General features: G+C 67.9%; 17 protein-coding genes and 1 tRNA gene. 11 read left to right on the plus strand and 7 right to left on the minus strand.

The annotated features are described in order from the left end of the window. The first annotated feature begins 4 nt into the window (after positions 1-4). The 4 genes from ACWEVR_RS00465 (at position 5) to ACWEVR_RS00480 (ending at position 9,434) form a co-directional block, all read left to right on the plus strand. On the plus strand, positions 5-6,310 hold the full coding sequence (locus ACWEVR_RS00465; RefSeq protein WP_452465242.1) for a type I polyketide synthase: 6,306 nt from the start codon (positions 5-7) through the stop codon (positions 6,308-6,310). Beyond that, positions 6,307-7,665, plus strand: a complete 1,359-nt coding sequence (locus ACWEVR_RS00470) for an aminotransferase class I/II-fold pyridoxal phosphate-dependent enzyme (protein WP_452465243.1) — start codon at positions 6,307-6,309, stop codon at positions 7,663-7,665. Before ACWEVR_RS00465 ends, ACWEVR_RS00470 begins: the two co-directional genes overlap by 4 nt. Positions 7,666-7,728: 63 nt before the next feature. Then, positions 7,729-9,066 carry a DUF1254 domain-containing protein gene (locus tag ACWEVR_RS00475; RefSeq protein ID WP_452465244.1) on the plus strand — a complete coding sequence of 446 codons (1,338 nt, stop codon included), beginning with the start codon at positions 7,729-7,731 and terminating at the stop codon, positions 9,064-9,066. A gap of 95 nt (positions 9,067-9,161) precedes the next feature. Then, the gene (locus tag ACWEVR_RS00480) at positions 9,162-9,434 is read left to right on the plus strand and encodes a hypothetical protein (RefSeq protein ID WP_452465245.1); all 273 of its coding nucleotides are present in this window, start codon (positions 9,162-9,164) and stop codon (positions 9,432-9,434) included. Between the two features lie 177 nt (positions 9,435-9,611). On the opposite strand, the gene ACWEVR_RS00485 is transcribed toward ACWEVR_RS00480, so the two are convergent. Further along, positions 9,612-10,247, minus strand: coding sequence for a TetR/AcrR family transcriptional regulator C-terminal domain-containing protein (locus ACWEVR_RS00485; protein ID WP_452465246.1), 636 nt, complete (start codon positions 10,245-10,247; stop codon positions 9,612-9,614). Between the two features lie 70 nt (positions 10,248-10,317). On the opposite strand from ACWEVR_RS00485, the gene ACWEVR_RS00490 reads away from it, so the two are divergent. Continuing rightward, positions 10,318-11,277 (plus strand): zinc-binding alcohol dehydrogenase family protein, encoded by a 960-nt coding sequence (locus tag ACWEVR_RS00490; protein WP_452465247.1) that lies wholly within the window; start codon positions 10,318-10,320, stop codon positions 11,275-11,277. Here ACWEVR_RS00490 and ACWEVR_RS00495 read toward each other — a convergent pair. Beyond that, a complete protein-coding gene (locus ACWEVR_RS00495; protein ID WP_452465248.1) occupies positions 11,261-12,277 on the minus strand; it encodes an AraC family transcriptional regulator in 1,017 nt (338 codons plus the stop codon). The genes ACWEVR_RS00490 and ACWEVR_RS00495 overlap by 17 nt on opposite strands. Before the next feature lie 196 nt (positions 12,278-12,473). Between ACWEVR_RS00495 and ACWEVR_RS00500 the strand changes: the two genes are divergently transcribed. Together ACWEVR_RS00500 and ACWEVR_RS00505 are read left to right on the plus strand one after the other, a co-directional pair. Beyond that, positions 12,474-13,964, plus strand: coding sequence for a flavin-containing monooxygenase (locus ACWEVR_RS00500; RefSeq protein ID WP_452465249.1), 1,491 nt, complete (start codon positions 12,474-12,476; stop codon positions 13,962-13,964). Positions 13,965-14,091: 127 nt separating this feature from the next. After that, entirely contained in the window at positions 14,092-15,213 is a 1,122-nt protein-coding gene (locus ACWEVR_RS00505; RefSeq protein WP_452465250.1) for an alpha/beta hydrolase, read from the plus strand. 46 nt (positions 15,214-15,259) lie between these two features. Here ACWEVR_RS00505 and ACWEVR_RS00510 read toward each other — a convergent pair whose 3' ends face one another. Further along, a complete protein-coding gene (locus ACWEVR_RS00510) occupies positions 15,260-15,820 on the minus strand; it encodes a TetR/AcrR family transcriptional regulator (RefSeq protein ID WP_452465251.1) in 561 nt (186 codons plus the stop codon). Positions 15,821-15,927: 107 nt separating this feature from the next. On the opposite strand from ACWEVR_RS00510, the gene ACWEVR_RS00515 reads away from it, so the two are divergent. The 3 genes from ACWEVR_RS00515 (at position 15,928) to ACWEVR_RS00525 (ending at position 18,442) form a co-directional block, all read left to right on the plus strand. Further along, positions 15,928-16,815: an exodeoxyribonuclease III gene (locus ACWEVR_RS00515; RefSeq protein ID WP_452465252.1), complete on the plus strand. Its 888-nt coding sequence runs from the start codon at positions 15,928-15,930 to the stop codon at positions 16,813-16,815. Between the two features lie 233 nt (positions 16,816-17,048). Continuing rightward, positions 17,049-17,690: a type IV toxin-antitoxin system AbiEi family antitoxin domain-containing protein gene (locus ACWEVR_RS00520; protein WP_452465675.1), complete on the plus strand. Its 642-nt coding sequence runs from the start codon at positions 17,049-17,051 to the stop codon at positions 17,688-17,690. Then, positions 17,687-18,442 carry a nucleotidyl transferase AbiEii/AbiGii toxin family protein gene (locus tag ACWEVR_RS00525; protein WP_452465253.1) on the plus strand — a complete coding sequence of 252 codons (756 nt, stop codon included), beginning with the start codon at positions 17,687-17,689 and terminating at the stop codon, positions 18,440-18,442. The genes ACWEVR_RS00520 and ACWEVR_RS00525 overlap by 4 nt, the downstream gene beginning before the upstream one ends. Before the next feature lie 15 nt (positions 18,443-18,457). Here ACWEVR_RS00525 and ACWEVR_RS00530 read toward each other — a convergent pair. The 3 genes from ACWEVR_RS00530 to ACWEVR_RS00540 all read right to left on the minus strand — a co-directional run bounded on the left by ACWEVR_RS00530 (position 18,458) and on the right by ACWEVR_RS00540 (position 20,546). After that, a tRNA-Arg gene (locus ACWEVR_RS00530) sits at positions 18,458-18,530 on the minus strand. Between the two features lie 65 nt (positions 18,531-18,595). Beyond that, a complete protein-coding gene (locus tag ACWEVR_RS00535; protein ID WP_452465254.1) occupies positions 18,596-19,306 on the minus strand; it encodes a DUF1542 domain-containing protein in 711 nt (236 codons plus the stop codon). 100 nt (positions 19,307-19,406) lie between these two features. Continuing rightward, positions 19,407-20,546: an acyl-CoA dehydrogenase family protein gene (locus ACWEVR_RS00540; protein ID WP_452465255.1), complete on the minus strand. Its 1,140-nt coding sequence runs from the start codon at positions 20,544-20,546 to the stop codon at positions 19,407-19,409. 154 nt (positions 20,547-20,700) lie between these two features. Here ACWEVR_RS00540 and ACWEVR_RS00545 point away from each other — a divergent pair, with 154 nt between their 5' ends. Next, positions 20,701-22,335 carry a long-chain fatty acid--CoA ligase gene (locus ACWEVR_RS00545; protein WP_452465256.1) on the plus strand — a complete coding sequence of 545 codons (1,635 nt, stop codon included), beginning with the start codon at positions 20,701-20,703 and terminating at the stop codon, positions 22,333-22,335. Positions 22,336-22,435: 100 nt separating this feature from the next. Here the strand turns inward: ACWEVR_RS00545 and ACWEVR_RS00550 are convergent, their stop codons facing one another. Next, positions 22,436-22,828: an SCO5389 family protein gene (locus tag ACWEVR_RS00550; protein WP_439262766.1), complete on the minus strand. Its 393-nt coding sequence runs from the start codon at positions 22,826-22,828 to the stop codon at positions 22,436-22,438. Positions 22,829-22,895 lie beyond the last annotated feature (67 nt).

Raw genomic sequence — 22,895 nt, forward strand, 5'->3', positions numbered from 1 at the left:
GCACATGACTGACATCGCCATCGTCGGCATCGGCTGCCGCTATGCGGGCGGCATCGACTCACCGGAATCGTTCTGGGACTTCGTGATCCACAAGCGCGACGGCGTTCGCGAGATTCCCGAGGAGCGCTGGGACTGGCGGCGCTACTACGACGAGGACCGGCGCGCCCCCGGCCGCATGTACACCAAACGCGGTGCCTTCATGACGGGCGACCCGTGGGCCTTCGACCCGGAGTTCTTCGGCATCTCCCCACGCGAGGCCACCAGCATGGACCCGCAGCAGCGGTTGATCCTCGAGGTGGCCTGGGAGGCGCTCGACGACGCGGGCGTGGCCGGACGGGCCGCGGGGTCCTCGCTCGGGGTGTACGTGGGTGCCTTCACCCTCGATCAGATGGTGGTTTCCGCGGGTGCCGCGCTGCCGCATGTCGACCTGCACACCGCCGTCGGTGTGTCGTACACGATGCTGTCGAACCGGCTCGCGTACGCGCTCGACCTGAAAGGTCCCGCCGTGACGGTGGATACGGCCTGTTCGTCGTCGCTGGTCGCCCTGCACCTGGCGTGCCGGGCTATCGCCGACGGTGACTGCGAGGTCGCGATCGCCGGTGGCGTGAACGTGATGGTGCAGCCGGAAACATTCGTCACGATGTGCAAGGGCGGCTTCCTCGCCGCCGACGGGCGGAGCAAGCCGTTCGACGCCGCGGCCGACGGTTACGGCCGGGGCGAGGGCGCCGGGGTGGTGGTCCTGAAGAAGCTGGCCGACGCCGAGCGCGACGGTGACCGGGTCTACGCCGTGGTCAAGGCCACCGGCGCGAACCAGGACGGGCGGACCACCGCGATCACCGTCCCCAATGCGGAATCCCAGGAAAGCCTTGCGCGCGAGGTGATCCGGCGCTCCGGTATCGATGTTCGGGATGTCACCTACGTCGAGGCGCACGGTACCGGCACCCCCGTGGGCGATCCGATCGAACTGCGGGCCATCGGCCGCGCCTATGGCGCACCTGCCGGACGACCGGGGCAACTCGGCGTCGGGTCGTTGAAGGCCACGCTCGGGCACACCGAGGCCGCCTCGGGTGTCGCGAGCGTCATCAAGTCGGCGTTGGCGATTCGGCATCGCACGATCCCGCCGCAGGGCTGGCTGGACACGCCGAACCCCGATATCCCCTTCGACGAGTGGGGCATTCGGGTACTCACCGAGGCCGAGCCGGTCGGACCCGACGTCGAGCGTATGGCCGTGGCGGTCAACGGGTTCGGTTACGGCGGGACGAACGCGCACGCGATCCTGCAGGAGTACCGGCCGAGCACCGAAACGGTCCGGCCACCCGTGCATTTCGGCGTGCTGCCGCTTTCGGGGCGCTCCGAGGATGCGGTACGGGAGCTGGCGCGCGGGTTCGCCGAACGCATCGCCGACGGTGCCGATCCGCAGCGGCTGGCCGAGGCGGCGTGGCGGCGGCGCCAGCATCATCCGGTGCGCACGGGCGTCGCTTTCGGTGACGACACCGAGCTGGTGCAGGGGCTGATCGAGCTGGCGACCGGATCGGGCCGGGTCGCCAAGACCGTCGCCAAACGCGCCGGTGAACCGGTGTTCGTCTGCACCGGCATGGGCCCGCAGTGGTGGGGCATGGCACGTGAGCTGCTCACGGCAGAGGGCACTTTCGCTGTCGAAGCGAAGCGGGTGGACGCGGAGTTCCAGGCGGTGGCCGGCTGGTCGATCATCGAGGAGCTGTTGCGGCCCGAGGAAGAATCGAGGGTGACCTCGACCGCTGTCGCGCAACCGGCCAATTTCCTGGTGCAGGTCGCGCTGTTCGCGACGCTGCGGGAGCGGGGGATCGAGCCCGCGGCCGTCGTCGGGCACAGTGTCGGCGAGGTGGCAGCCGCGTACCTGACCGGCATGTTGTCGCTGGGCGACGCCGTTCTCGTCAGCTACCACCGTTCGCGGTTGCAGGCGACCACGGCGGGCACCGGCGGCATGCTCGCGGTCGGGCTCGGGCCGGACGAGGCCGGTGCGCTCGTGGCAGGTGAGGACGCGGTCGATATCGCGGCGATCAACAGTCCGTCGGCGGTCACCCTCGCCGGTGCGGTCGACCGGCTGGACGCCCTTGCCGAAACGCTCACGGAGCGAGGCATTTTCGCGCGTCGTCTTCAGGTCGAAGTGCCGTATCACAGTGCCCTGATGGACCCGATCCTCGACGAACTGCGTGCTGCGCTCGCCGACATCACCGTCGCCGAACCACGCCTCCCGCTGTACTCCACCGTCACCGGCGAACTGGTCACCGGCGCAGACTGGGACGCCGACTACTGGTGCGCCAACGTGCGCCAGCCGGTGCGTTTCGCGGCGGCGGCCACGGCGCTCGTGAAGGCGGGGCACCGGGTGTTCCTGGAAGTCGGTCCCCACCCGGTGCTCGGCGCCAATATCCGCGAGATCCTCATCGGTGCGGGCGAGACGGGCACGACCATCGCCACCCTGCACCGCAAACAGGACGACACGCACAGCATGCGCCAAGTGCTCGCCGACCTCTACGCCGCGGGCGCTCTCGACATCGACGCCCTGTTCACCGAAACAGTCCGCCCGACACCGCATATCGACCTGCCGCGCTACCCCTGGCAGCGCACGGTGCTGCGCTCGGAACTGCCCGAGCTGCGAACGCAACGGCACGGCACCCCGGACGCGCACCCCCTGCTCGGCGACCGGCGCCCCGACGACGCGAGCACCTGGCGGCTCAACCTGTCGACCGCCGCGCTGCCCTGGCTCACCGACCATGTCGTCGGTGGCACCGCGATCATGCCGGGCTCGGGCTACCTCGACGCCGCGCTCAGCGCCGCGGCCGTGCGGGCCGAGTCCGAGCAGGTGGGGCTGGAGGACGTGCGGTTCGTCGCGCCGCTCGTCGTCGACGGTGGTGACGCACCGATCGTCGAACTCCACCTGGAGGTTTCGACCCGACGCTTCACCATCCGTTCCCGCGGCGCCGCCGGTTCGGTGTGGACCGTGCACGCGACCGGACGGCTCGTCGAGGGCTCCTACGCGCCGGTCGGCGCCGACGTGCCCGACCTCTCCGCGATGACACCGGTCGAACCCGCCGACTTCTACACCGGTCTCGTCGCGGCCGGGCTCGAGTACGGTCCGGCGTTCCAGCGGGTGACCGCGATCCGGCTCGACACGGACACCGTTGTCGCGCGGGTGAACGGTGAAATCGACCGCGATGCGCGCCATCTCGCCCACCCAGCCGTGGTCGATGCCGCCTTGCAAACGGTCGCGGCATTGCTCGCCGGGCGTGCCGCCGAAGGGGCGATGGTTCCCGTCGGCGTCCGCTCGGTGCGCCGACTGGCCGCATTGCCCGCCGAGATCACGGTGGTCACCCGGATGTCCGGTGACGCCGCCGACATCGACCTGCTCGGTGCCGACAACGCCGTCTGCCTGCAGTTGCGGGGCGTGCGCTTCGCCTCGCTCACGCCGGGTGCGGGACCACTGCAGCGGATGAGCGACTTCTTCTACGAAGAACGCTGGGAGCTGCGCGAACCGGTCGACACGACCGCGCTGCCCGGCAACGACGGACTGTTCACGCTGGTCCTCGGCTACGGCGAGGGCGTCGAAGACCGCGTCGGACGGGTGCACCAGGCCGTGTGCACCGGTGCCGCCGGTTCGGCCGCCGTCCGGCTCGACGACACCGAGCTGGAAGCGAACCTCACCGCCCGCCTCCGCGACCTCTTCGCTCTCGAAGCGGTCGAGCGCGTGCATGTGTGCGTGGTTCCCGGCACCTCGGCCGACGGCGATATACCCACCCTGTGGACCCTTCGCCGGGTCGCGGCCACCCTCGAGAGCTTCCTCGACATCCGCGCGAACGAACTCGCCGTCGACCTGCCGATGACCGGCGACGGGTCACTGCACGCGACGGTCGTCACCGCCAACGCCTACGCGCACCCGGCCGACCCGACGCCACCCTCGCTCACCCAGGCCGCGATCGCGGGCGCCCGCCGTGTGCTGCTCAACGAACAGTCCCGGCTGCGGTGGCGGCTCGTCGATATCGACGCTCGGGTCACCGGAACCGAACTGGCCGCCGAACTCGCCGTGCCGGGTGCCTTCACCTACGACCGCAGTGACGAGGTGATCCTGCGTGACGGACTGCGCTGGGTCACCGTCGTGGACCGGACCATGCCGCAGCGCCTCGAAACGCTCGACACGGCGGAGCCGCTCACCGATCCGGAGGCGAACTTCGAACTCGAGCTGCCCCGCTCGCGCACCTTCGCCCGGCTGGCCTGGCGGCGGTGCGAACGCCGTGCACCCGGACCCGGTGAGGTCGAACTGCGCATGCGCGCGGTCGGCCTGAACTACAAGGACGCGCTGAAGGCGATCGGCGTGCTCGGGGAGCGGGAGCTGGCACCCACCTATTTCGGCACGGTGCCCGGTATGGAAGGAGCCGCGACCGTCGTCCGGGTCGGTGCCGGAGTCACCGAGGTGGCCGTCGGCGACGAGGTGACCGTGACCTCGAAGGGCATGATCGCCCGGTTCCACACCACCGACGCCGCCCTGCTCGCCCGCGTGCGCCCCGGCACCGATCCCGGTCGCTGCACGAGCGGAACGGCCTTCGCCACCGCCGAACACTCCCTGCTCGAGCTGGCCAGGATCCAGCCGGGGGAGACCGTGCTGATCCACGGCGCCGCCGGTGGTGTCGGCACCGCCGCGGTGCAGATCGCCAAGCAGCACGGTGCCGTGGTGATCGGCACCGCGAGCACCGAGCAACGACGTGCGCTCGTGTCGGCCGAAGGCGCCGATCACGTCCTCGGTTCACGCTCGCTCACGCTCGTGGACGAGGTGCTCGCGCTCACCGACGGCCGTGGCGTCGACGTGATCCTCAGTACCGCACCCGGTGAGTTGCAACGCCAGAACTTCACGATGGTCGCCGAATTCGGCCGCATCGTCGAAATCGGCAAGGCCGACATCTACGCCGGTGGCGTGCTGGAACTGGCCGCCTTCGACAAGAACATCGCCTACTACTCCTTCGACCTGGACCGGATGGCCCGCGTCCGGCGCGACCGCGTGCTCGACCTGGTGCGCGGAATCAACGCCCGGCTCGACGACGGCACCTACCGGGCGCTGCCGTTCACCAGCTACGGCACCGCCGAGGTCGGCGAGGCCTTCGAGGCGGTGGCCCGGTCCACCGGAACCGGACGCGTCGCGCTCGATCTCACCGAAGCCGAGCCCCTCGTCCGCCCCGCCCTGCCACAAGTGCGTATCGAAGCGGACGCGAACTACCTGATCACCGGCGGTTTCGGGGCCTTCGGCCTGGCCACCGGACGGTGGTTGGTCGGCAACGGCGCCCGTCACCTGACGCTGCTCGGCCGTAGCGGCCCCACCACGGGGGCGGCAGTCGCACAGCTCGCGGCGTGGGCGCAGCAGGGCATCACGGTGGTCAGCGAGCTGGTCGACATCACCGATGCCGAGGCCGTCGCCGCGGTGATCGACCGAGCGCACACGGCCGACCATCCGCTGCGCGGTGTGTTCCACACGGCGGGCGTGATCGACGACAAACGCGCCACGGTGATGGACATCGACAGTCTGGCGGCGGTGTATCGGCCGAAGGTGGACGGCGTGCGCGCCCTGGCGGCGGGTCTCGAGGCGGCAGGCGTGCGACTCGACCACTTCGTGCTGTACTCCTCCGGCTCGACCATGTTCGGTGCCGTCGGTCAATTCGCTTACACCGCAGCGAATTCCGCGCTGCAGGCGATGGCCGAATCGGTTGTCCGTACAGGCGGCACGGCGCTCGCGGTGGGCTGGGGTCACATGTCCGGCGGCGGTATGGCCGCCGCCGACGAGCACATCACCCGGTATCTGCGCACCACCGGCTTCGATCCGCTCGACATGGACGAGGGCGCGCAGTATCTGGAACAAGCGCTGCGCCTGGGTATTACGCAGGCGGCGATCATTCCGATCGATTGGGCCAAGGTCGACGCCACCGCGCCGTTCTTCGCCGAGACCGGTCGTCTCGAAACGATGATCGCTGCTGCGGCGCAAGATGATTCGGCGGCCAGCCAACTGCGGCTCCAGCTCGCCGAACTCGACGAGGACAAACGCGGGGAGGTGGTGGCGTACATGCTGGCCGAACAGCTGGCGCAGGTGATGGGTGTCGCGGCGGATTCGATCGACCTGAGCGTTCCGGTTCCCGAACTCGGCCTGGATTCGCTGATGGCGGTGGAATTCGGTGCGCTGGTATCGAAGTCGCTCGGTGTCGAGCTGCTGACCTTGCAGATGGGCCGTTCGTTCAGCCTCGAACAGGCGGGAGCGCGGGTGGCGGAGGCGATCGTCGGGGTACGGGCATGAGCGAGTCGGCGCGGGAACTGGCCAGGAAGCTGCTCAACGACACGGTCGGCGAGGGGGTGTCGCGGGCGCCGTCCACACCCCCGCCCGTCACGCGACGGCCTCGGCGCGGTCCTGGTCGCCAGTTCGCCGACCACCCCGAGGTGGCGGCGATGGCGAAGAAACGCGCCACGATCGCCGAGCTGTACGACCGATTCGACATGCCGAACCCGGTCTTCCTGCTGCGTGAGAGCGCCAACGACACCGTGATCCGTTGGCAGGGGCGCGAACTGGTGAACTTCGGCGCCTACAACTACCTCGGGCTGAGCAATCATCCGAAGGTGGTGCAGGCGGCCAAGGACGCGCTCGACACCTACGGCGCCTCCGCCTCGGCCTCGCGCATCGTCGCCGGGGAGATCCCGCTCTACGCCGAACTCGAGCAGCGTCTGGCCGGGATGTACGACGTCGCCGACGCCTTGGTGACCACCAGCGGATACCTCACCAATGCCGGGGTGATCGGCTTTCTGTTGCGTGACGGCGATGTCGCCATCTGTGATTCGCTGATCCACCGCAGTGTGGTGTCGGGCGTTCAGTGGTCGGGTGCGCGTCAACTCACCTTCCGGCACAACGACCCCGAGTCGCTGCGGTCGGTGCTGCGGATGGCGCGCGCCAATTTCGACCGTGCGTTGGTGGTGCTCGAAGGTCACTACAGCATGGACGGAACCATCGGGAAGCTGCCCGAAATCGCCGCTGTGGCGAGGGAATTCGATTGCGCGGTAATGGTCGACGAGGCGCATTCGCTCGGTGTGTTCGGCGCGAACGGCCGAGGCGTTCGCGAACATTTCGGCTTGCCCGGTGATGCCGTCGACATCTGGATGGGCACCCTGTCCAAGGCGCTCGGCAGCTGCGGTGGATTCGTCGCAGGCGACGCCGACCTGATCGGTGCGATGAAGGTCGCCGCACCCGGCGTGGCGATGCTGAGCGGTGGCCCCGCCCCGTCGACGATCGGTGCCGCCCTGGCCGCCCTCGACATCCTCGACATGGAACCCCAACGCCTGACCCGCCTGTGGTCCAATACCGAGTTCTTCCGGAGCTTGCTCGTCGAACGTGGCCTCGACCTTGGGGTTTCCGAGGGCACCCCGATCTTCCCGGTCATGGTGCCACAGGAATTCCGTGCCGGTTTCGTCTCGGCCCGGCTGCTTCAACAGGGCATCTACACCGGTGCGATCACCGCCCCCGCCGTCCCGGTCGGCAGCGAACGGTTGCGCTTCTTCCTCACCTCCGAACACACCACCGACCAGCTCCGGCGCACCGCCGACGAGCTGGCCGAGGCGGTGCGGGTCGCCGAAGCGCTGCCCGCCGTGAACGGCATCGGCTGACGGTTCCCGATCTCACCCGGAACGGGTGATGTATCGCGACCGGCCGGGCGTGACGATTGCCCGATGACTACCGCAGCGTCGAAACCGGATCTGGCAGCACTGGCCGCGGATGCCTTCGTCTACGGGTATCCGATCCTGGCCGACCTGGACAAGGTCGCCGAAGCGGTGCGGAACGGTTTGGGGGCGACCGCTGCCGCCCCGTTCAACCAGTTCGCCAATGCGGCATCCCTGGCCGGGCCGGATACGAAATTCGTGTCCGTCAACAACGACACCGTGTACTCGAACGCGATGGTCGACACCAGTGGCGGCCCGGTGCGGTTCGACGTGCCCGAAGCCGACGGCCGCTACTACGTCATGCAATTCGTGGACGCCTGGACGAACAACTTCGCCTACGTCGGCCACCGTGCCACCGGAACCGGGGCCGGATCGTTCCTGCTCGTGCCGCCCGGATGGACCGGTGACGCGCCCGGGGACGTCACCGTGATCCACTGCCCGACCGCGGTCGTCTCGATCGTCGGCCGCTGGGCGGTCGACGGCGAATCCGACCTGCCCACGGTGAAGGCACTGCAAACCGGCCTGCTGCTCACCCCCACCGGTACCGGAAAGGGGCTGCCGGCACCGGCCACCGGCGTGCCCGACGACCTGCTGTTCTTCGAACAGCTGCGCGTCGCGATGGCCGCGTTCCCACCCGCCGAACGCGACGAGCGGTACCAGCGGCGGTTCGCCCCGCTCGGATTGCTGGCGAATGAATCCCCTTACCGCGCTTGCGATCCCGACCTCGCCGCGGCGCTGGTCGAAGGTCTGGCCGAGGGCAGGAAGAACCTCGAGTCGGAGCTGAAGCACGTCAACGCGCCGGTGCAGAACGGCTGGAACCTGACCTACCACCTCTTCGACTACAACCTGGACTTCTTCGAAGTCGGCGCCCTCGACGATCCGGAATGGAAAGTGCCCGATACCTCCGCCCGCTACACGCAACGCACCGCGGCGGCCCGCGGGGGACTGTGGGGCAATCACGGCTACGAGGCCGCCTACGCGATGGTCTACGTCGACAGCGTCAGCGCCGCACTGGACGGATCACAGCGGTACCAGCTGACCTTCGCCACTCCACCACCCTGCGGTGCCTTCTGGTCGATCACGATGTACGACGCCAAGAACTTCTACCTCGTCGACAACCCCATCGACCGCTACTCCATCGGCGACCGCACCACCGGCCTGGTCACCGGCGCCGACGGCTCCCTCACCATCACCCTCCAGCACGACCAGCCGACCGACCCGACAGAACGTGCCAACTGGCTCCCCACCCCCGTCGGCCCCTTCCGCCCGCTGTTGCGCGTGTACGAACCCGACCCCGGTGTCCTCGACGGTTCCTACGAACTCCCACCGGTCATCCGACAGTCCTGATCGGTGACCGGCACCCCCGACACCGGAGACTCGGTGCGGGTCGCTGGAGCACTTCGCGTCGTAGGGTGAGATCGCCTCCGATCGGAAGGAACACCGTGACCGACGCAGCATCCGTGGTCGTCGCCTACACCCACCTGTTCCCAGGTCTGGAACTCGAACTGCCCGGTGATCGCTTCGACCTCGTGTTCGCCGACGGCAGTGAAGCGGCCGCCATCCTCACCGAAGCGGGCGGTGACCCAGCCATCCTGGTCGACGCCTACCGGACCCAGGCGGGTACGGAAATCGCCGAAACACTCTGGCCTGTCCGGCGTTCGGCGGACGACGAGCGCAGGGTGAAGCTCGGGAAGGCCCTGCGCTCGACCAGCTAGGGCCGCAGTGCTCCGAGCGCCTGCTGTGCGGTTTTGGCGTGGCTCGCTGCGTTCGGGTGCAGTGGTGCGATCGCGTCGATGGTGGCGGGTGTCTCGCGTCCTGGGCCTGCACCGGTTGGCGGATCCCCAGCGGGCAGGCGACCAGCACGATGTGGACGAGGGGGGAACGCCCGGTCGTCAGTGCAACCGGGTCGCGAGCCCGTCGAGAACAACGCCGAGTTGCCGTTCGAACCTCGGGTCGCCGTCGTCGCGGAGATGTCCGGCGGCCTTGACCAGTTCAGCCCCCTCGCCGAGCCACGCATCACGTTCGGCAAGCGAGTATCGAGCGGGGTCAGCGCTCGTGGACGGGCTGCGCTCCTGCTCTTCGATGACGAAGCCGACCACGAAGGCCGTGAGCAGGTCGAGGGTGTCGTCGGCCTCGGGCAGTGAGAACCCGGCCGCGGTCAAGCGCTCGAGCCACGATTCCTTCGCCTTCACCACGTCGGGGTCGGCGAAACGCGTGCCGCTGAAGATGCGCGCCCCGTCCCGGTGCCTCAGATACTCCGACCTCAGCACGCGGGCGTAGGCGGACACGTCGGCACGCCAGTCGGCGCCGCGCGGGATCGCCGCGAGGGCATCGGTGACGCGGCGCATGACGAATGTGGCCATCTCGTCGAGGAGTTCCTGTTTGTTGCGGACGTGCCAGTACAGGGCGGGGGCCTTCACGTCGAGCCGGGCGGCGAGTGCGCGGACGGTGAGGGCGTCCATGCCCTGCTCGTCGAGCAGTTCTAGCGCCGCCGTCACGATCTGCTCCCGGGTGATTCCTTTTGCCACGGTTGACACCTTAACAAAGTTAAGGCACCGTTGACGGCAACGGAAATTAACTTAGTTAAGGAGACATCTCATGCGTGCTGCCGTCGTCGAAACCCCTGACGCCACACCAGTTCTCGCGGACTTCCCTGATCCGCAACCGCGGCCAGGCCGGGCGCCACTGAGGCTGGTCGGCGCTGGCTTGCACCACGTCGTCCGTGGGCAGGCCTCCGGGCGCCACTACTCCGGTGGCCCGGCACATCCCCTCGTACCGGGCGTCGATGCCGTGGCCCGGACCGAGGACGGGCGGCTGGTCTACACGGGCTTCGCCCGGGCGCCGTGGGGGACCATGGCGGAATGGATGGTCACGCCGTTCGAGGCGGAACTTCCCGCCGGGGCCGATCCGCTCGCCGTCGCCGCCGGCATGAATCCGGCCCTCTCCGGCTGGATGCCGCTGGTCGCCCGGCGCGAGGAGGCGGGCGAACTCGGGACCGTGCTCGTGCTCGGCGCGACCGGCGCCTCGGGCGGTCTGGCGGTGCGGGCCGCGCTCGCTCTCGGCGCGAAACAGGTCGTCGCGGTCGGGCGCGAACGCGCGGCGCTGGAACGACTGCGCGGCCCGGGTGTAGTGACCGTTGCACTCGCCCCGGACGCACCCGACACCTGGTCGACCACCCTCGGTGCGGCCGTCGCCGACACCCAACCCACCCTCGTTCTCGACTACGTGTGGGGCACCGTCGCCGAGGCTGCCTTCGCAGCAGTGGGAAATTCCGGCCCGTCCGCCACCAGCGTGCCGCTCGATTACGTGCAGATCGGCACACTCGCCGGAACCGATGCCTCGCTCCCCGCGGCGCTACTGCGCAGCCGCCGCATCCGGATCAGCGGCAGTGGCCTCGGCTCGGTCTCGAAGGAACAGATGATCGCCGAGGTCCCCGCCCTCCTCGCCCGCTTCGCCGACGGCACCTTCGACCCGCCCTACACCGCGTACCCGCTCAGCCGGGTCGGCGAAGCCTGGGCACATCAAGGCCGTCAGCGCGCCGTCATCGTCCCGGATTGATCGCGCCGCGCGGTGCAGTCGGCGTGGAGGGAGTGAGGGAAGTGAGCTGGAATTGTCTGGGCGTCAGTCCCTTCCAGCGTTTGAACGCGTGGATGAAGCTCGCGGATTCGGCATAGCCGAGGCGGATCGCCACGTCGTGTACCGAGAGCGCGCCGGTGCGCAGCATCTGTTCTGCGAGTGCTTCGCGAACCTCGTCGCGCAGGGCCTGGTAGCTGGTGCCTGCTTCGCCGAGTCGTCGTCGCATGGTTCGCGTGCTGATGTGGAGTGCGCGGGCGACCTCGTCGGGCCCTGCTGCGTGCAGGTCGACGTGGGTGAGCAGGTCTCGGACCTGTGCCGCGATGCCGTGGCGGTGTCGGCGCGCGGTAACCAGTTGTCGGCATTGCTCTTCGCATTGGGCGAGGGTGCGCGGATCGGCTCGGGGGAGCGGCTGGGTGAGCAGGTGCGGGTCGAACGCGACGATGTTCTCGGGCCGGTCGAAGATCGGCAGCTGGTGGAACACTTCCTCGTACGCTGTCGTCGAGGCTGGTCGTGGGCGGCGGATCTCGACTCGCGCTGGTGAGAACCGGCCGGGGAAGAGGTCTTCGCTCACGGTGAGGATGGCTGCTGCGTCGCGGTCGAAGAGGAATTGTCGTGCCGGTGCCGCGAGGGCGCTGTCGTCGAGTCGCACGATCACCTCGGTCTCGGACAGTTCTACTCGTGGCACGCAGAAGGCGAAGGTCAGGTCGATGTAGCGGAGAAAGAACGACAGGGCCTCACCCAGGGTAGGGCTGGCCAGGCAGGCGAATCCGAAGATGCCGAATGTGGTGGTGCGGTATCTGCGGCCGAGATCGAGCCCAGGATGGTTTTCCTCGGTGAGCGCGGTGGCCAGATTGGTGGCGACGGCGAGTTCCTGTGCGGCCGAAACGTGCGCGTGGGGGTCGGCGAGGTGGGTGGCGGTGAGCCCTGAGCCGTCGAGTGCCTGCTCGAGTGGGAGGCCGTGGTCGGAGGCGAACCGGGACATCAGGGTGACGCTGGCGACTGAGCGGGGAAAATCATGGTGAGAAACCGCTGCGGCCGGGATAGATCCCGTCATGACCAGCGAGTTTACAAACCGCGCACGGGTTTGGCCAGAATTGTCAATTCTCTGGCCGCGCGGATCTACGCCGCGCGATGGTCCGTGGTTAGCGTCGAGGACCATGCGAGATGGGACGACAAGCGTGGCGGACACGGTATCGGTGGTCATCGTCGGTGCGGGTTTCGCCGGGCTGGCGATGGCCAATGAGCTACTGCGGGCGGGGATCAGCGATTTCGTGATCTTGGAGAAGGCGGATCGCGCGGGCGGGGTGTGGCGCGAGAACACCTATCCGGGAGCCGCCTGCGATGTGCCCTCGCCGTATTACTCGTTCTCCTATGCGCCGAAGCCGGACTGGACCAGGCGCTACGCCGGTCAGGCCCAGATCGAGAGCTACCTGACCGATATCGCATCCGCGCCCGGCCTGCGGAACCGGATTCGGTACGACGTGGAGGTGACAGCCGCCCGGTTCGAGGAGTCCGAGGGGCTGTGGGATCTGCGCACCGCCGACGGCGGTTCGGTACGCGCCAGGGTGTTCGTGCCTGCGACCGGGCAGCTGTCTCGTCCGGCGATGCCCGACATCGAGGGACGCGAGCGTTTCGAGGGCGCATCGTTTCATTCGGCGCAGTGGCGTCATGATTGCGACCTGCGAGGACGTCGGGTCGCGGTGATCGGCGCGGGTGCGAGCGCCATCCAGTTCGTTCCGCGGATTCAACCGCAGGTCGCGCAGTTGACCCTGTTCCAGCGCTCGGCGCCCTACATCCTGCCCAAACCGGACGGTGAGTACCGGGCGATCCACCACTCCGCTTTCCGGCGGCTGCCCCTGCTGCAAAAGCTCGAACGCGGCCTGTGGTGGACCCTGGGCGAGGTGTGGACGCTGGGTATCACCGGTAACCGGCGGATCAGCGCCGCGGTCGAAGCCGCGGCGAGGTGGCAACTGCGACGGCAAGTGGCCTCGGCGGACTTGCGGCACAAGCTGACACCCGACTACCCGATCGGTTGCAAGCGAGTGCTGTTCGCCAACGATTACTACCCTGCCCTGACCGAGCCCAACGTCGACGTTGTCACCGAACGCATCATCGAGATCACCGCGGGCGGTATTCGCACCGCTGACGGCGTCGAGCACGCGGTCGATGTGATCATCTACGGCACCGGATTCGCTACCCAGGAATTTCTCGGACCGATGACGGTGCGCGGACGTGCGGGCCGTGAACTCCGTGCCGCGTGGGCCGAGGGTGCCCACGCTCATCTCGGCATGACAGTCCCTGGGTTTCCGAACATGTTCCTCATGTACGGACCCAACACCAACCTCGGTACCGGTTCGATCATCTACATGCTGGAACGGCAGGCACGTTACATCCGGCAGGCCGTCGAGGTGTTGACGCGAGACCCCGGTGCGGTCGTGGAGATCCGCGCGGAGGTCGAACACCGCTACGACGAGGAGATACAGCGTCGCCTCGCCGGCTCGGCGTGGGCGGGTTGTGTGAGCTGGTACAAATCCGCCTCGGGTCGCATTTCCAGTAATTGGCCGGGGTTGGTCTCGGAGTACTCCCGACGGACGGCGAAGTTTTCGCTCGCCGAATTCCACACCACGGCAGTCTCGCGAGTATCCGACAGCACCGAAGCGACTACGTGAGGCCGCTCCGGAGGCCATCCCGCAGCGGTTTCTTGACTGACGTTCAAGAAGCGCTTACCGTAGCCGCGACACCGTTCTTGAGTGACGTTCAAGAGCGCTGGGTTCGCTGAGCGGAAGGAATCAAGTCATGGCTACCGACGAGCCGATCGATCGAGGTGAGGCCGCTTCGGCGATGCAGCGGCGCGATGTGCAGTTCCTCTCCGGCGGCGTGCCGTGCGCGGCGTGGTTGTACTCCGCGCCCGGTACGTCCGGCCCTCGCCCGATGGTGATCATGGGGCACGGGCTGGGAGCGGTGCGCGAGATGCGCCTGGAGGCGTTCGCCGAACGCTTCGCCGCGAACGGCTGGTCGGTACTGGTCTTCGACTACCGCCACCTCGGGGCCAGCGGCGGACAGCCGCGTCAGCTCCTCGACATCGATCGCCAACTCGCGGACTGGCGTGCCGCTGTGGACTTCGCGCGCACCTTGCCCGAGGTCGATGTCGAGCAGATCGCATTGTGGGGCACCTCATTCGGTGGTGGACATGTCCTGGAGGTCGGGAGCGGCAACCCACAGGTCGCGGCCATCGTCGCTCAATGTCCCTTCACCGACGGGCCGGCCTCGCTGATCTCACGACTGCGAACCGGGCCGCTGAGCGCTGTCGCGCTGATGGCCGCGGGCATCCTCGACACCGCATGCTCGTGGCTCGGTATCAAGCCGATCCTCATGCCGATGGCCGGAACCTCGTGGATGCCCGCTTTCGTGGCCTCACCCGACGCCATCGCGGGCGCGTCGGCGCTGCTACCGCCAGGCACCCGGCTGTCGCGCCGCACCAGCGCCGTCCTGCGACGGCTGTCATCGGTTCGTGCGCGGCTGTCACAGAACATCGAACTGACGATCGCCGACGAACGTGAGCCTGTCACCACGGTGGGCCGCGACTCGATATGGGGCGTACTACGAGGCCCGGATAACAACTTCGATGCCGCCAATGCGCTGGCCGCCCGCTTGGTGTTGCGGCTACCGCTCTACCGACCCGGCCGTGCCATGGCCCGCTCCGGCGTTCCGACCCTGCTGTGCGTCTGTGACAACGACGCCGCTGCCCCCGCCGAAACCACCAAGCTCCGCGCGCGGGGCCTGGCTCATGTCCATGTGGAGACCTACCCCTGCGACCACTTCGACATCTACCTCGGCACCTACTTCGAAGACGCCGTCCGCGACCAGATCGACTTCCTGACAAAACAATTCGCCAAGACTGCGCACGCCGCGAGTTAGACCCGCACGACACGGTGCGCAGCTTGCGTAGCCGCCCGCTGTTTCGTCAGCGGGCGGCTACCGCCATTGCGCGGGCGCTCTGTATCAGTGTTTCCATCACCGCACGCTTGCGCTCATCGTCGACCGGGTGCATCAGCAGTCCCTCGACCACGAAGACCCCGATCGAGGTCATCGCATCCAACTCGTTCTCGGGAACCCCGATCATGGCCAGATCTGCCCGGAACAAGCCCTCGGCCAACGCGTGGAACCCCTCGTGCCAGTCCCGAACAGCCTCCGACTCCTTCGCGCGAGCATGCACGGTGGTCACCAACCGGCTCACCTGCTCCAACTCCGCGACGACCCACACCAATCGATCGACGAGATCGGTGTCGAGAATCTGGCCGTACCGGGCCATCGACTCGGCCAGGACCTCCTCCAGCACCGCCGTCAGGACCGCGTCCTTGTCCCGGAAATACCAGTACAGCGTGTTCGACACCACGCCGGCGTCCTGGGCGATTCTGCTCACCGGAACCGCGTCGTACCCCAGTTCGGTGAACAACCGCCGTGCGGCAGCGACGATCTCGGCGCGCTTCTCCTCCCGATCCCGGGGGCGTCTGTTTCTCGGCATCACCAGTCCTGACTCATCGCGACCTGCGAACCAGCCTATCTTGGACAGTCCTCAAGAAAGCGGGCGGCAGACGCACGGGTGACAGGGGTCTCCGGCACAGTGTTGCCATGGGTTCATCGGTCGCTGACTCTTTCACTGTCGCCACATTCAACGTCAACGGGATTCGCGCGTCACGTCGTCGTGGATTCGACCAGTGGTTGCGGGCCAGGTCGGCGGATGTGGTCGCGCTGCAGGAATTGCGTTGTTCCGCAGCCGATGTGGGAACCTTTCCGGGCTATTCGGCGGCAGTGGACGTCGGTTCCGTGGCCGGTCGCAACGGTGTGGCCGTATTGACCAAGGTTCCCGCCGCTGCCGTGCGGACGTGGGTGACCCATCCACCCAGGGCCCGCGGACTCGGTGAGTTCACCGCGCAGGGACGTTATATCGAGGTAGACCTGGCTGACCGCCCGGTGACGGTGGCCTCTCTGTATCTCCCCAAGGGTGGTCTGCCCGCGCATCTCCAGCGCCCGGGATCGATGCGCGAACAGCCCGACGGTGGGGTCAAGTACGAACGCAAGCAGAGGTTCCTCGCTGCGTTCGCCCGCGAAGTGCACCGGAACCGGCTCGCCGCGCTGAGTGCGGGACGCGAGTTCGTCCTCACCGGCGATCTGAACATCGCGCACACCCCGCACGATGTGACCAACTGGCGTGCTGCCCGCACAATGGACGGCTTCCTGCCCGCCGACCGCGAGTGGTTCAGTTCGATTCTCGGCACGCGCCGGCTCGTCGACGTGGTGCGACAGGTGCACGGCGATCGCCCGGGCCCACTCACCTGGTGGAGTTGGGCGGGTCAATCGTTCGCCAAGGATGTGGGTTGGCGCGTAGACCACCAACTCGCAACACCCGGCCTCGCCCGCCACGCGACGTCTGTCGTCGTCGACAAGGAACCGTCACCCGCCGAGCGCCTCTCCGACCACGCGCCCCTCGTAGTGACCTACTCGGCGACGCCCGACTGAAAAGTTCTGGTGCCCTCGGCGGGGCACATCGAAGATGGGAACGAGGGCGATCTGGGAACTCGCTTCGGTCACGTAGTGGTCGTGGCAGATCGCGCTGAGCTGAGCGGCGAGGTTGAGGCGGGCGACAAACCCAGTTGGTGGAGTGAGTGGGCGGCTGTCACCAATCCGATAGTATGCATTTAGTTGGGTAATGGCCAACTAAATGCATACTCTCACCAGGAGGGGTGGTGCTGATGGCGGAGTATCGCAGCACCGTGCTGCCCGGCGAACTCTGGCGAGCGCCACTTCGGACCCTTCGGCCGCAGGACTTGGCCGACATCTACGCACAACCGCGCCCTGAGATCGCGCGGCTCGTTGATAGGGGCGTACTGCATCGCGTTGCTCACGGCTACTACGTGATCGTCGCGCCGGACCAGGTCGGCCGGACCTGGCTGCCCGCCCTGGAAGCCGTCGCCGCAGGTATCGCGACATCGATTTACGGGCCGGATCAGGCCATTGTCATGGGAATCAGCGCGGCTCGCTTACTTGGAGCTGTGCCGCGTGCGCTGGCGACCGCGATTGTCGCCGTTCCGCGCCAGCATCGGCCGATCGCACTGACCGATCGCTCGGCTCGAGTCCGGTTCGTTCGCCGCGATACCAACGCACTCGACGCCGAGCGTATCGAAACGCCGCTGGGCCCTGCGCTGGTCACAACACCGGAACAGACCGTGCTCGACCTGGCCCGACGTCCGGAGCTCGGTAATGCGGAGGTGGAGGTTCGTCCGGCGATCGAGACGCTTTACCTTCGTAGTGATCCGGTGAGGCTCGCGCAGCTAGCTACTGATCAGCGACTGGGTGCGGCCCTTCGGCGCGCGCAAAGTTGGGTCGGGGCATGAGAATCGACGAACGCGACAGAGTCGCATTTCAATTCGGTGTTTCGCCGGAGCAGGTCGAACGCGACCATCTGATCTCCCATCTGCTGGCGGCAATCGGTGGAAGGTTCGGCGAGCGGCTGCACTTCATCGGCGGAACCGCCCTTGCCCGTACGCATCTGGTAAACGGCAGACTCAGCGAAGATATCGATCTGGTTGCCTTGGACAACCGGACAGTATTGGCAGCCGAACTCGACGCTGCGCTACCGCGATCGGTCGCGCGAAGCTACGGTCGGCTGGAATGGGCGCCGTCGTTGAGCACCGTCCCGGATACCGGTGCCGCCCACCTGCGCTCCGCATCTGGTGTTTCGGTCAAGATCCAGTTGCTATCCGCACGTGGCAGACCAGTGTGGCCGACCGAGCTCCGCGAACTCGAGCAGCGCTACACCGACGTGCCACCGGCTGAGCTCCTCGTGCCCACACTGTCGGCTTTTGTCGCGGGGAAGACCGTGACATGGCATGACCGACGCGCATCACGCGATCTATGGGACCTGTGGGCGCTGGGCGGCATCGGCGCGATCGACGACAGTGCGGGAGCGTTGTACCGGAGATACGGCCCGACCAACCGGCTGCCTGCCCCACAGTTGTTCGATCGAGCGCCGGACGAGGACGACTGGAACGCGCAACTGGCCGGGCAGACGCGGCTGACGATCAGCGCAGAGATCGCGCTGTCCGCGGTCCGAGCAGCCTGGGCGCGAATTTCGAACAGCCGCTGAGCCCGGCCTACGTTGTGCCCTCGGCAGGATTCGAACCTGCGACACCCGCTTTAGGAGAGCGGTGCTCTATCCCCTGAGCTACGAAGGCGGGGGGCTCGCTCGGCGGGCCGAGGTGAGTATAACGCGACGCGGTGGGTGGGTTGGTGGGCTCGGTCAGAAGGCGGGGTAGGTGCCGGTGTCGTAGCCGGGGTCGGTGAGGTCTGTGGGGGTGGGGGTGGCGGCTTGGCCGGTGCCGTCTTCGAAGGCTTCGGCGTCGTAGCCGATGCCGGGCAGGCCGGCGAAGAGGGCCGAGAACAACAGGACCGAGCCTGCTCCCCAGGCGCCGGCGAGGAGGGCGGGTTTCCACCAGGGTTCGGAGTACCAGCCCGCGGGGACGGGGCGGCCCGCGACTCGGCCGCCGGGGTAGTAGTGGCCGGTGGTGGGGGAGGGGTGGGGGGAGGCGGTGACGCGGCGGCCGTTGTAGTCGATGGTTCGGGGTTGGTCGACGCGGCCCGCGATGTCCTGGCCGTCGAGGGCGGGGATCGGATCGCCGGGGTCCATGTTCATCGCCTGCCGAGCGGCGCGGACGTAATAGAGGCCTTCGAGTGCGGTGCGGCGAGCGAGGTCGGCCTGGTGGGGTGAGCGCGCGCGGTCGAGTTGGGCGGTGGCGGCGGTGTGGCGTTCGGAGGCGTCGGCGAGGGCCTGGCGGGCGGCTTCGTTGCGCGGGGTGAGGGCGTAGACCTGGCCGCCGAGGCGTTCGATGCCCACCCTGGCCTCGGCTCGCGCCTCGTCGAATTCGCGGGCGGTCCGCTTGTTCTGCTCGGCACGCAGGTACAGCAGGGCGCCCACCGATAACACCAGGATCAAGACCAGCCACCACAGCATCGCACGCCTCATTTCGTCGAGGTGTCGAGATGCCGTCCAGTTTACTGACCGGTTGCGGCGAACGCGCTGACCGCTGGTGATCAGCGCGTTGCCGAATTGCTCACCCGGCGAGATGGCGGGCGATCACCAGACGCTGGATCTGATTGGTGCCCTCGAAGATCTGCATCACCTTCGCCTCGCGCATGTAGCGCTCCACGGGGAAGTCCTGGGTGTAGCCGTAGCCGCCGAACACCTGGACGGCGTCGGTGGTCACCTTCATCGCGGCATCGGTGGCGGCGAGTTTGGCGACGCTGGCCTGACGCGAATAGGGCAGCCCGGCGTCGCGGCGGCGGGCGGCGTCGAGGTAGGTGGCGCGGGCGGTGTCGACGGCGGCGGCCATGTCGGCGAGCACGAAGCCGAGGCCCTGGTGATCGATGATCTTGCGGCCGAACGCTTCTCGCTCCTTGGCGTAGGCGACGGCCTCGTCGAGCGCGCGCTGGGCCACACCTGTGGCGACGGCGGCGATGCCGAGGCGGCCCGCGTCGAGGGCGCTGAAGGCGATCGAAAGTCCTTGCCCCTCTTCGCCGATGCGGCGTTCGGTGGGCAGGAACACGTCGTCGTAGGCGGCGGTGGTGGTCGGGATGCCGCGCAGACCCATCTTCTCCTCGGGCTTGCCGAAGCTCAGACCCTCGGTGCCCGCGGGCACGAGGAAGCACGAAATGCCGCGCGAGCCTTCGCCGGTGCGTGCGAACAGGGTGTAGAAGTCGGCGCGGCCACCGTTGGTGATCCAGGCCTTGGTTCCGGTGATCCGGTAACCGCCGTCGACGGGGGTCGCGCGGCAGCGCAGCGCGGCCGCGTCGGAACCGGCGTGTGACTCGGAAAGGCTATAGGCACCGATGGTTTCGCCCGACAGCATCCCGGCCAGCCACTGCTGTTTCTGTTCGTCGGTGCCGTAGGTGAACAAGGGATGGCACGACAACCCGTGCACGCTCACCGCCACCGCGACCGCCGCCCACCGGCTCGCCAGTTCCTCGAGCACCTGCAGGTACACCTCGTACGGCTGCGCGCCGCCACCGAACTCCTCGGGGTAGGGCAGGCTGAGCAGTCCGGCCGCGCCGAGGGCGGGGAAAACGCCTTCGGGAAAGACCCCGGTCTTCTCGCTCTCGGCAACGCGCGGCTCGAGCACTTTGTCGGCGATCTCACGGGTCAGCTCGATCAGATCGCGCGCTTCTTCGGTGGGCAACATGCGGTCAACAGCCATGGCCGTCACATTACGGCGGTGCCCGTCGAACGGTTCGCGCCGACAATGTGTCCGCCGGAATCTTGGCTGGGAGAACCGTTGCCCAGGCCAAACCTTTCGGTAACATCCCGTGTGACGTGGATCATTCCGCGGCGAGGGATTCGAAGGAGCACCGATGCTGAGCACAATGCAGGACGACCAGCTCTCGCTGGCAAAACTGCTCAACTATGCCGCCACATTCCAAGGCGACTCCACTGTGTCCACCTGGACCGGCGACGGTGTTCGCACCATGACCTACCGCGAGCTCGGCGCGGATTCCGCTCGGCTGGCCAACGCGCTGCGCGGGCTCGGCATCGAAGAGGGCGACCGGGTCGGCACCTTCATGTGGAACAACAACGAGCACATGACCGCCTACATCGCGGTCCCCGCGATGGGCGCCGTCCTGCACGCGCTCAACATCCGGCTGTTCCCGGAGCAGCTGGTGTTCGTCGCCAATCACGCCGAGGACCAGGTGGTGATCGTCGACGGCACGCTGGTTCCGCTGTTCGCCCAGTACCTGCCGAACCTGAAGACGGTCAAGCACGTGATCGTCGCCAACGGTGACCCGGCCGCGCTCACCGCGCCCGAGGGCGTGCAGGTGCATTCCTACCGTGAGCTGCTCGACAGCCAGTCCGCCGAGTTCGACTTCCCCGTCGTCGACGAGCGTTCGGCCGCCGCGATGTGTTACACCTCGGGCACCACCGGCGACCCGAAGGGTGTCGTCTACTCGCACCGCTCCAACTGGCTGCACGCCATGCAGGTGAACTCGCCCAACGGCATGGGTTTCCACGGCGGCGACTACGTGCTCGCGATCGTTCCGCTGTTCCACGCCAACGCGTGGGGCCTGCCGTACGCGGCGCTGATGTCGGGCGCCAACATCCTGATGCCGGACCGTTTCCTGCAGCCCGCCCCGCTGCTGGAGATGATGGCCGCCGAGAAGCCGAGCTTCGCCGCCGCGGTGCCGACCATCTGGGGCGGTGTGCTCGCCGCGCTGGCGGCCGCGCCGCAGGACATCTCGCACCTGCGCACGGCTGTCGTCGGTGGTTCGGCGGTTCCCCCTTCGATGATGCGCGCCTTCGAGGAGAAGCACGGCGTGCGCATCCTGCACGCCTGGGGCATGACCGAGACCTCGCCGCTGGGTAGCGTCGCGCACCCGCCGTCCGGGGTGGAGGGCGATGAGGCCTGGGAGTACCGCTACACCCAGGGCCGCTTCCCTGCCAATGTGGAGGCCCGCCTCGTCGGTGACGACGGCAAGGTCGTCCCCAACGACGGAGAGTCCCTCGGTGAGCTCGAGGTGCGCGGTGCCTGGATCACCGGCTCCTACTACTCGCCCACCGGCGCCGAGGTCGACCCGGACAAGTTCGACGACGGCTGGCTGCGCACCGGCGATGTGGGCAAGATCAGCCCGAACGGCTACCTGACCCTGGTCGACCGTTCCAAGGACGTCATCAAGTCCGGTGGCGAGTGGATCTCCTCGGTCGACCTGGAGAACGCTGTGATGGGCCACCCCGCCGTCGCGGAGGCGGCCGTGATCGGCGTGCCGGACGAGAAGTGGGACGAGCGCCCGCTGGTCGCCATCGTGCTGGCCGAGGGTGCCGCCGCCGAGGCCACCGAGCTGCGTGACTTCCTGGCCGACAAGTTCGCCAAGTGGCAGCTGCCGGAGCGCTGGACCTTCATCGCGGAGGTGCCCAAGACCAGCGTCGGCAAGTTCGACAAGAAGCGCCTGCGCGCCCAGTACGCCGAGGGCGAGCTCGAGGTCGTCACGGTCTAGAACGACGAAAAGGGCGGGCGTGGAATCACTTCCACGCCCGCCCTTTCTGCGGTCCAAGCCCTTTCTCCGAGCAGGACCCGCGGCGCCGACCGCCGAAGATTCAGCAGTTACGGAGCTCGGGACTCTGGTTCAAGAGCTGGGCGCGTGGGCTGATGTAGCGGGTGTAGGTTTCCCCGCCGACCGCCGAGAGCGGGAAGGCCGCGACCCGGTGGCAGTTCTGGAAGGCCAGCTTGACCCCGAAGTGGCGTTCCAGGCCACCGCGGATGGCGTCGGAGGCGAGGGCACGCAGCAGCTGGCCGCGGGCCGCCTCGTCCGGCGGCGGGACCCGGTTGTCGGCGTATTCGTCGGTGCCGGCACGCAGATCACCGGCGACCCGGCTCACCACTTCCCAGGCATAGGGCAGCGACCGGCGGACACAGTCGACGAATTCCGCGTCGTCGATATCGCCCTGTTCGGCGCGTTCAAGTAAGGCGGCGGGAACATCGAGGGACATGGCGCTCTCCTCCTGCTCGAAGTGTTTCGGTGGAATGCGATGCCCGGCCGAGTGTAAACGAAATCCG

The organism is Nocardia sp. NPDC003979, assembly GCF_053605015.1.

Excerpts from the sequence above, each read along its gene's own strand:
- ACWEVR_RS00510 (WP_452465251.1), bottom strand. The coding sequence starts at position 15,820 with ATGCCGAGAAACAGACGCCCCCGGGATCGGGAGGAGAAGCGCGCCGAG.
- ACWEVR_RS00515 (WP_452465252.1), top strand. The coding sequence starts at position 15,928 with ATGGGTTCATCGGTCGCTGACTCTTTCACTGTCGCCACATTCAACGTC.
- ACWEVR_RS00520 (WP_452465675.1), top strand. The coding sequence starts at position 17,049 with ATGGCGGAGTATCGCAGCACCGTGCTGCCCGGCGAACTCTGGCGAGCG.
- ACWEVR_RS00505 (WP_452465250.1), top strand. The coding sequence starts at position 14,092 with ATGGCTACCGACGAGCCGATCGATCGAGGTGAGGCCGCTTCGGCGATG.
- ACWEVR_RS00540 (WP_452465255.1), bottom strand. The coding sequence starts at position 20,546 with ATGGCTGTTGACCGCATGTTGCCCACCGAAGAAGCGCGCGATCTGATC.
- ACWEVR_RS00550 (WP_439262766.1), bottom strand. The coding sequence starts at position 22,828 with ATGTCCCTCGATGTTCCCGCCGCCTTACTTGAACGCGCCGAACAGGGC.
- ACWEVR_RS00470 (WP_452465243.1), top strand. The coding sequence starts at position 6,307 with ATGAGCGAGTCGGCGCGGGAACTGGCCAGGAAGCTGCTCAACGACACG.
- ACWEVR_RS00525 (WP_452465253.1), top strand. The coding sequence starts at position 17,687 with ATGAGAATCGACGAACGCGACAGAGTCGCATTTCAATTCGGTGTTTCG.
- ACWEVR_RS00535 (WP_452465254.1), bottom strand. The coding sequence starts at position 19,306 with ATGCTGTGGTGGCTGGTCTTGATCCTGGTGTTATCGGTGGGCGCCCTG.
- ACWEVR_RS00490 (WP_452465247.1), top strand. The coding sequence starts at position 10,318 with ATGCGTGCTGCCGTCGTCGAAACCCCTGACGCCACACCAGTTCTCGCG.
- ACWEVR_RS00475 (WP_452465244.1), top strand. The coding sequence starts at position 7,729 with ATGACTACCGCAGCGTCGAAACCGGATCTGGCAGCACTGGCCGCGGAT.
- ACWEVR_RS00465 (WP_452465242.1), top strand. The coding sequence starts at position 5 with ATGACTGACATCGCCATCGTCGGCATCGGCTGCCGCTATGCGGGCGGC.
- ACWEVR_RS00495 (WP_452465248.1), bottom strand. The coding sequence starts at position 12,277 with ATGTCCCGGTTCGCCTCCGACCACGGCCTCCCACTCGAGCAGGCACTC.
- ACWEVR_RS00545 (WP_452465256.1), top strand. The coding sequence starts at position 20,701 with ATGCTGAGCACAATGCAGGACGACCAGCTCTCGCTGGCAAAACTGCTC.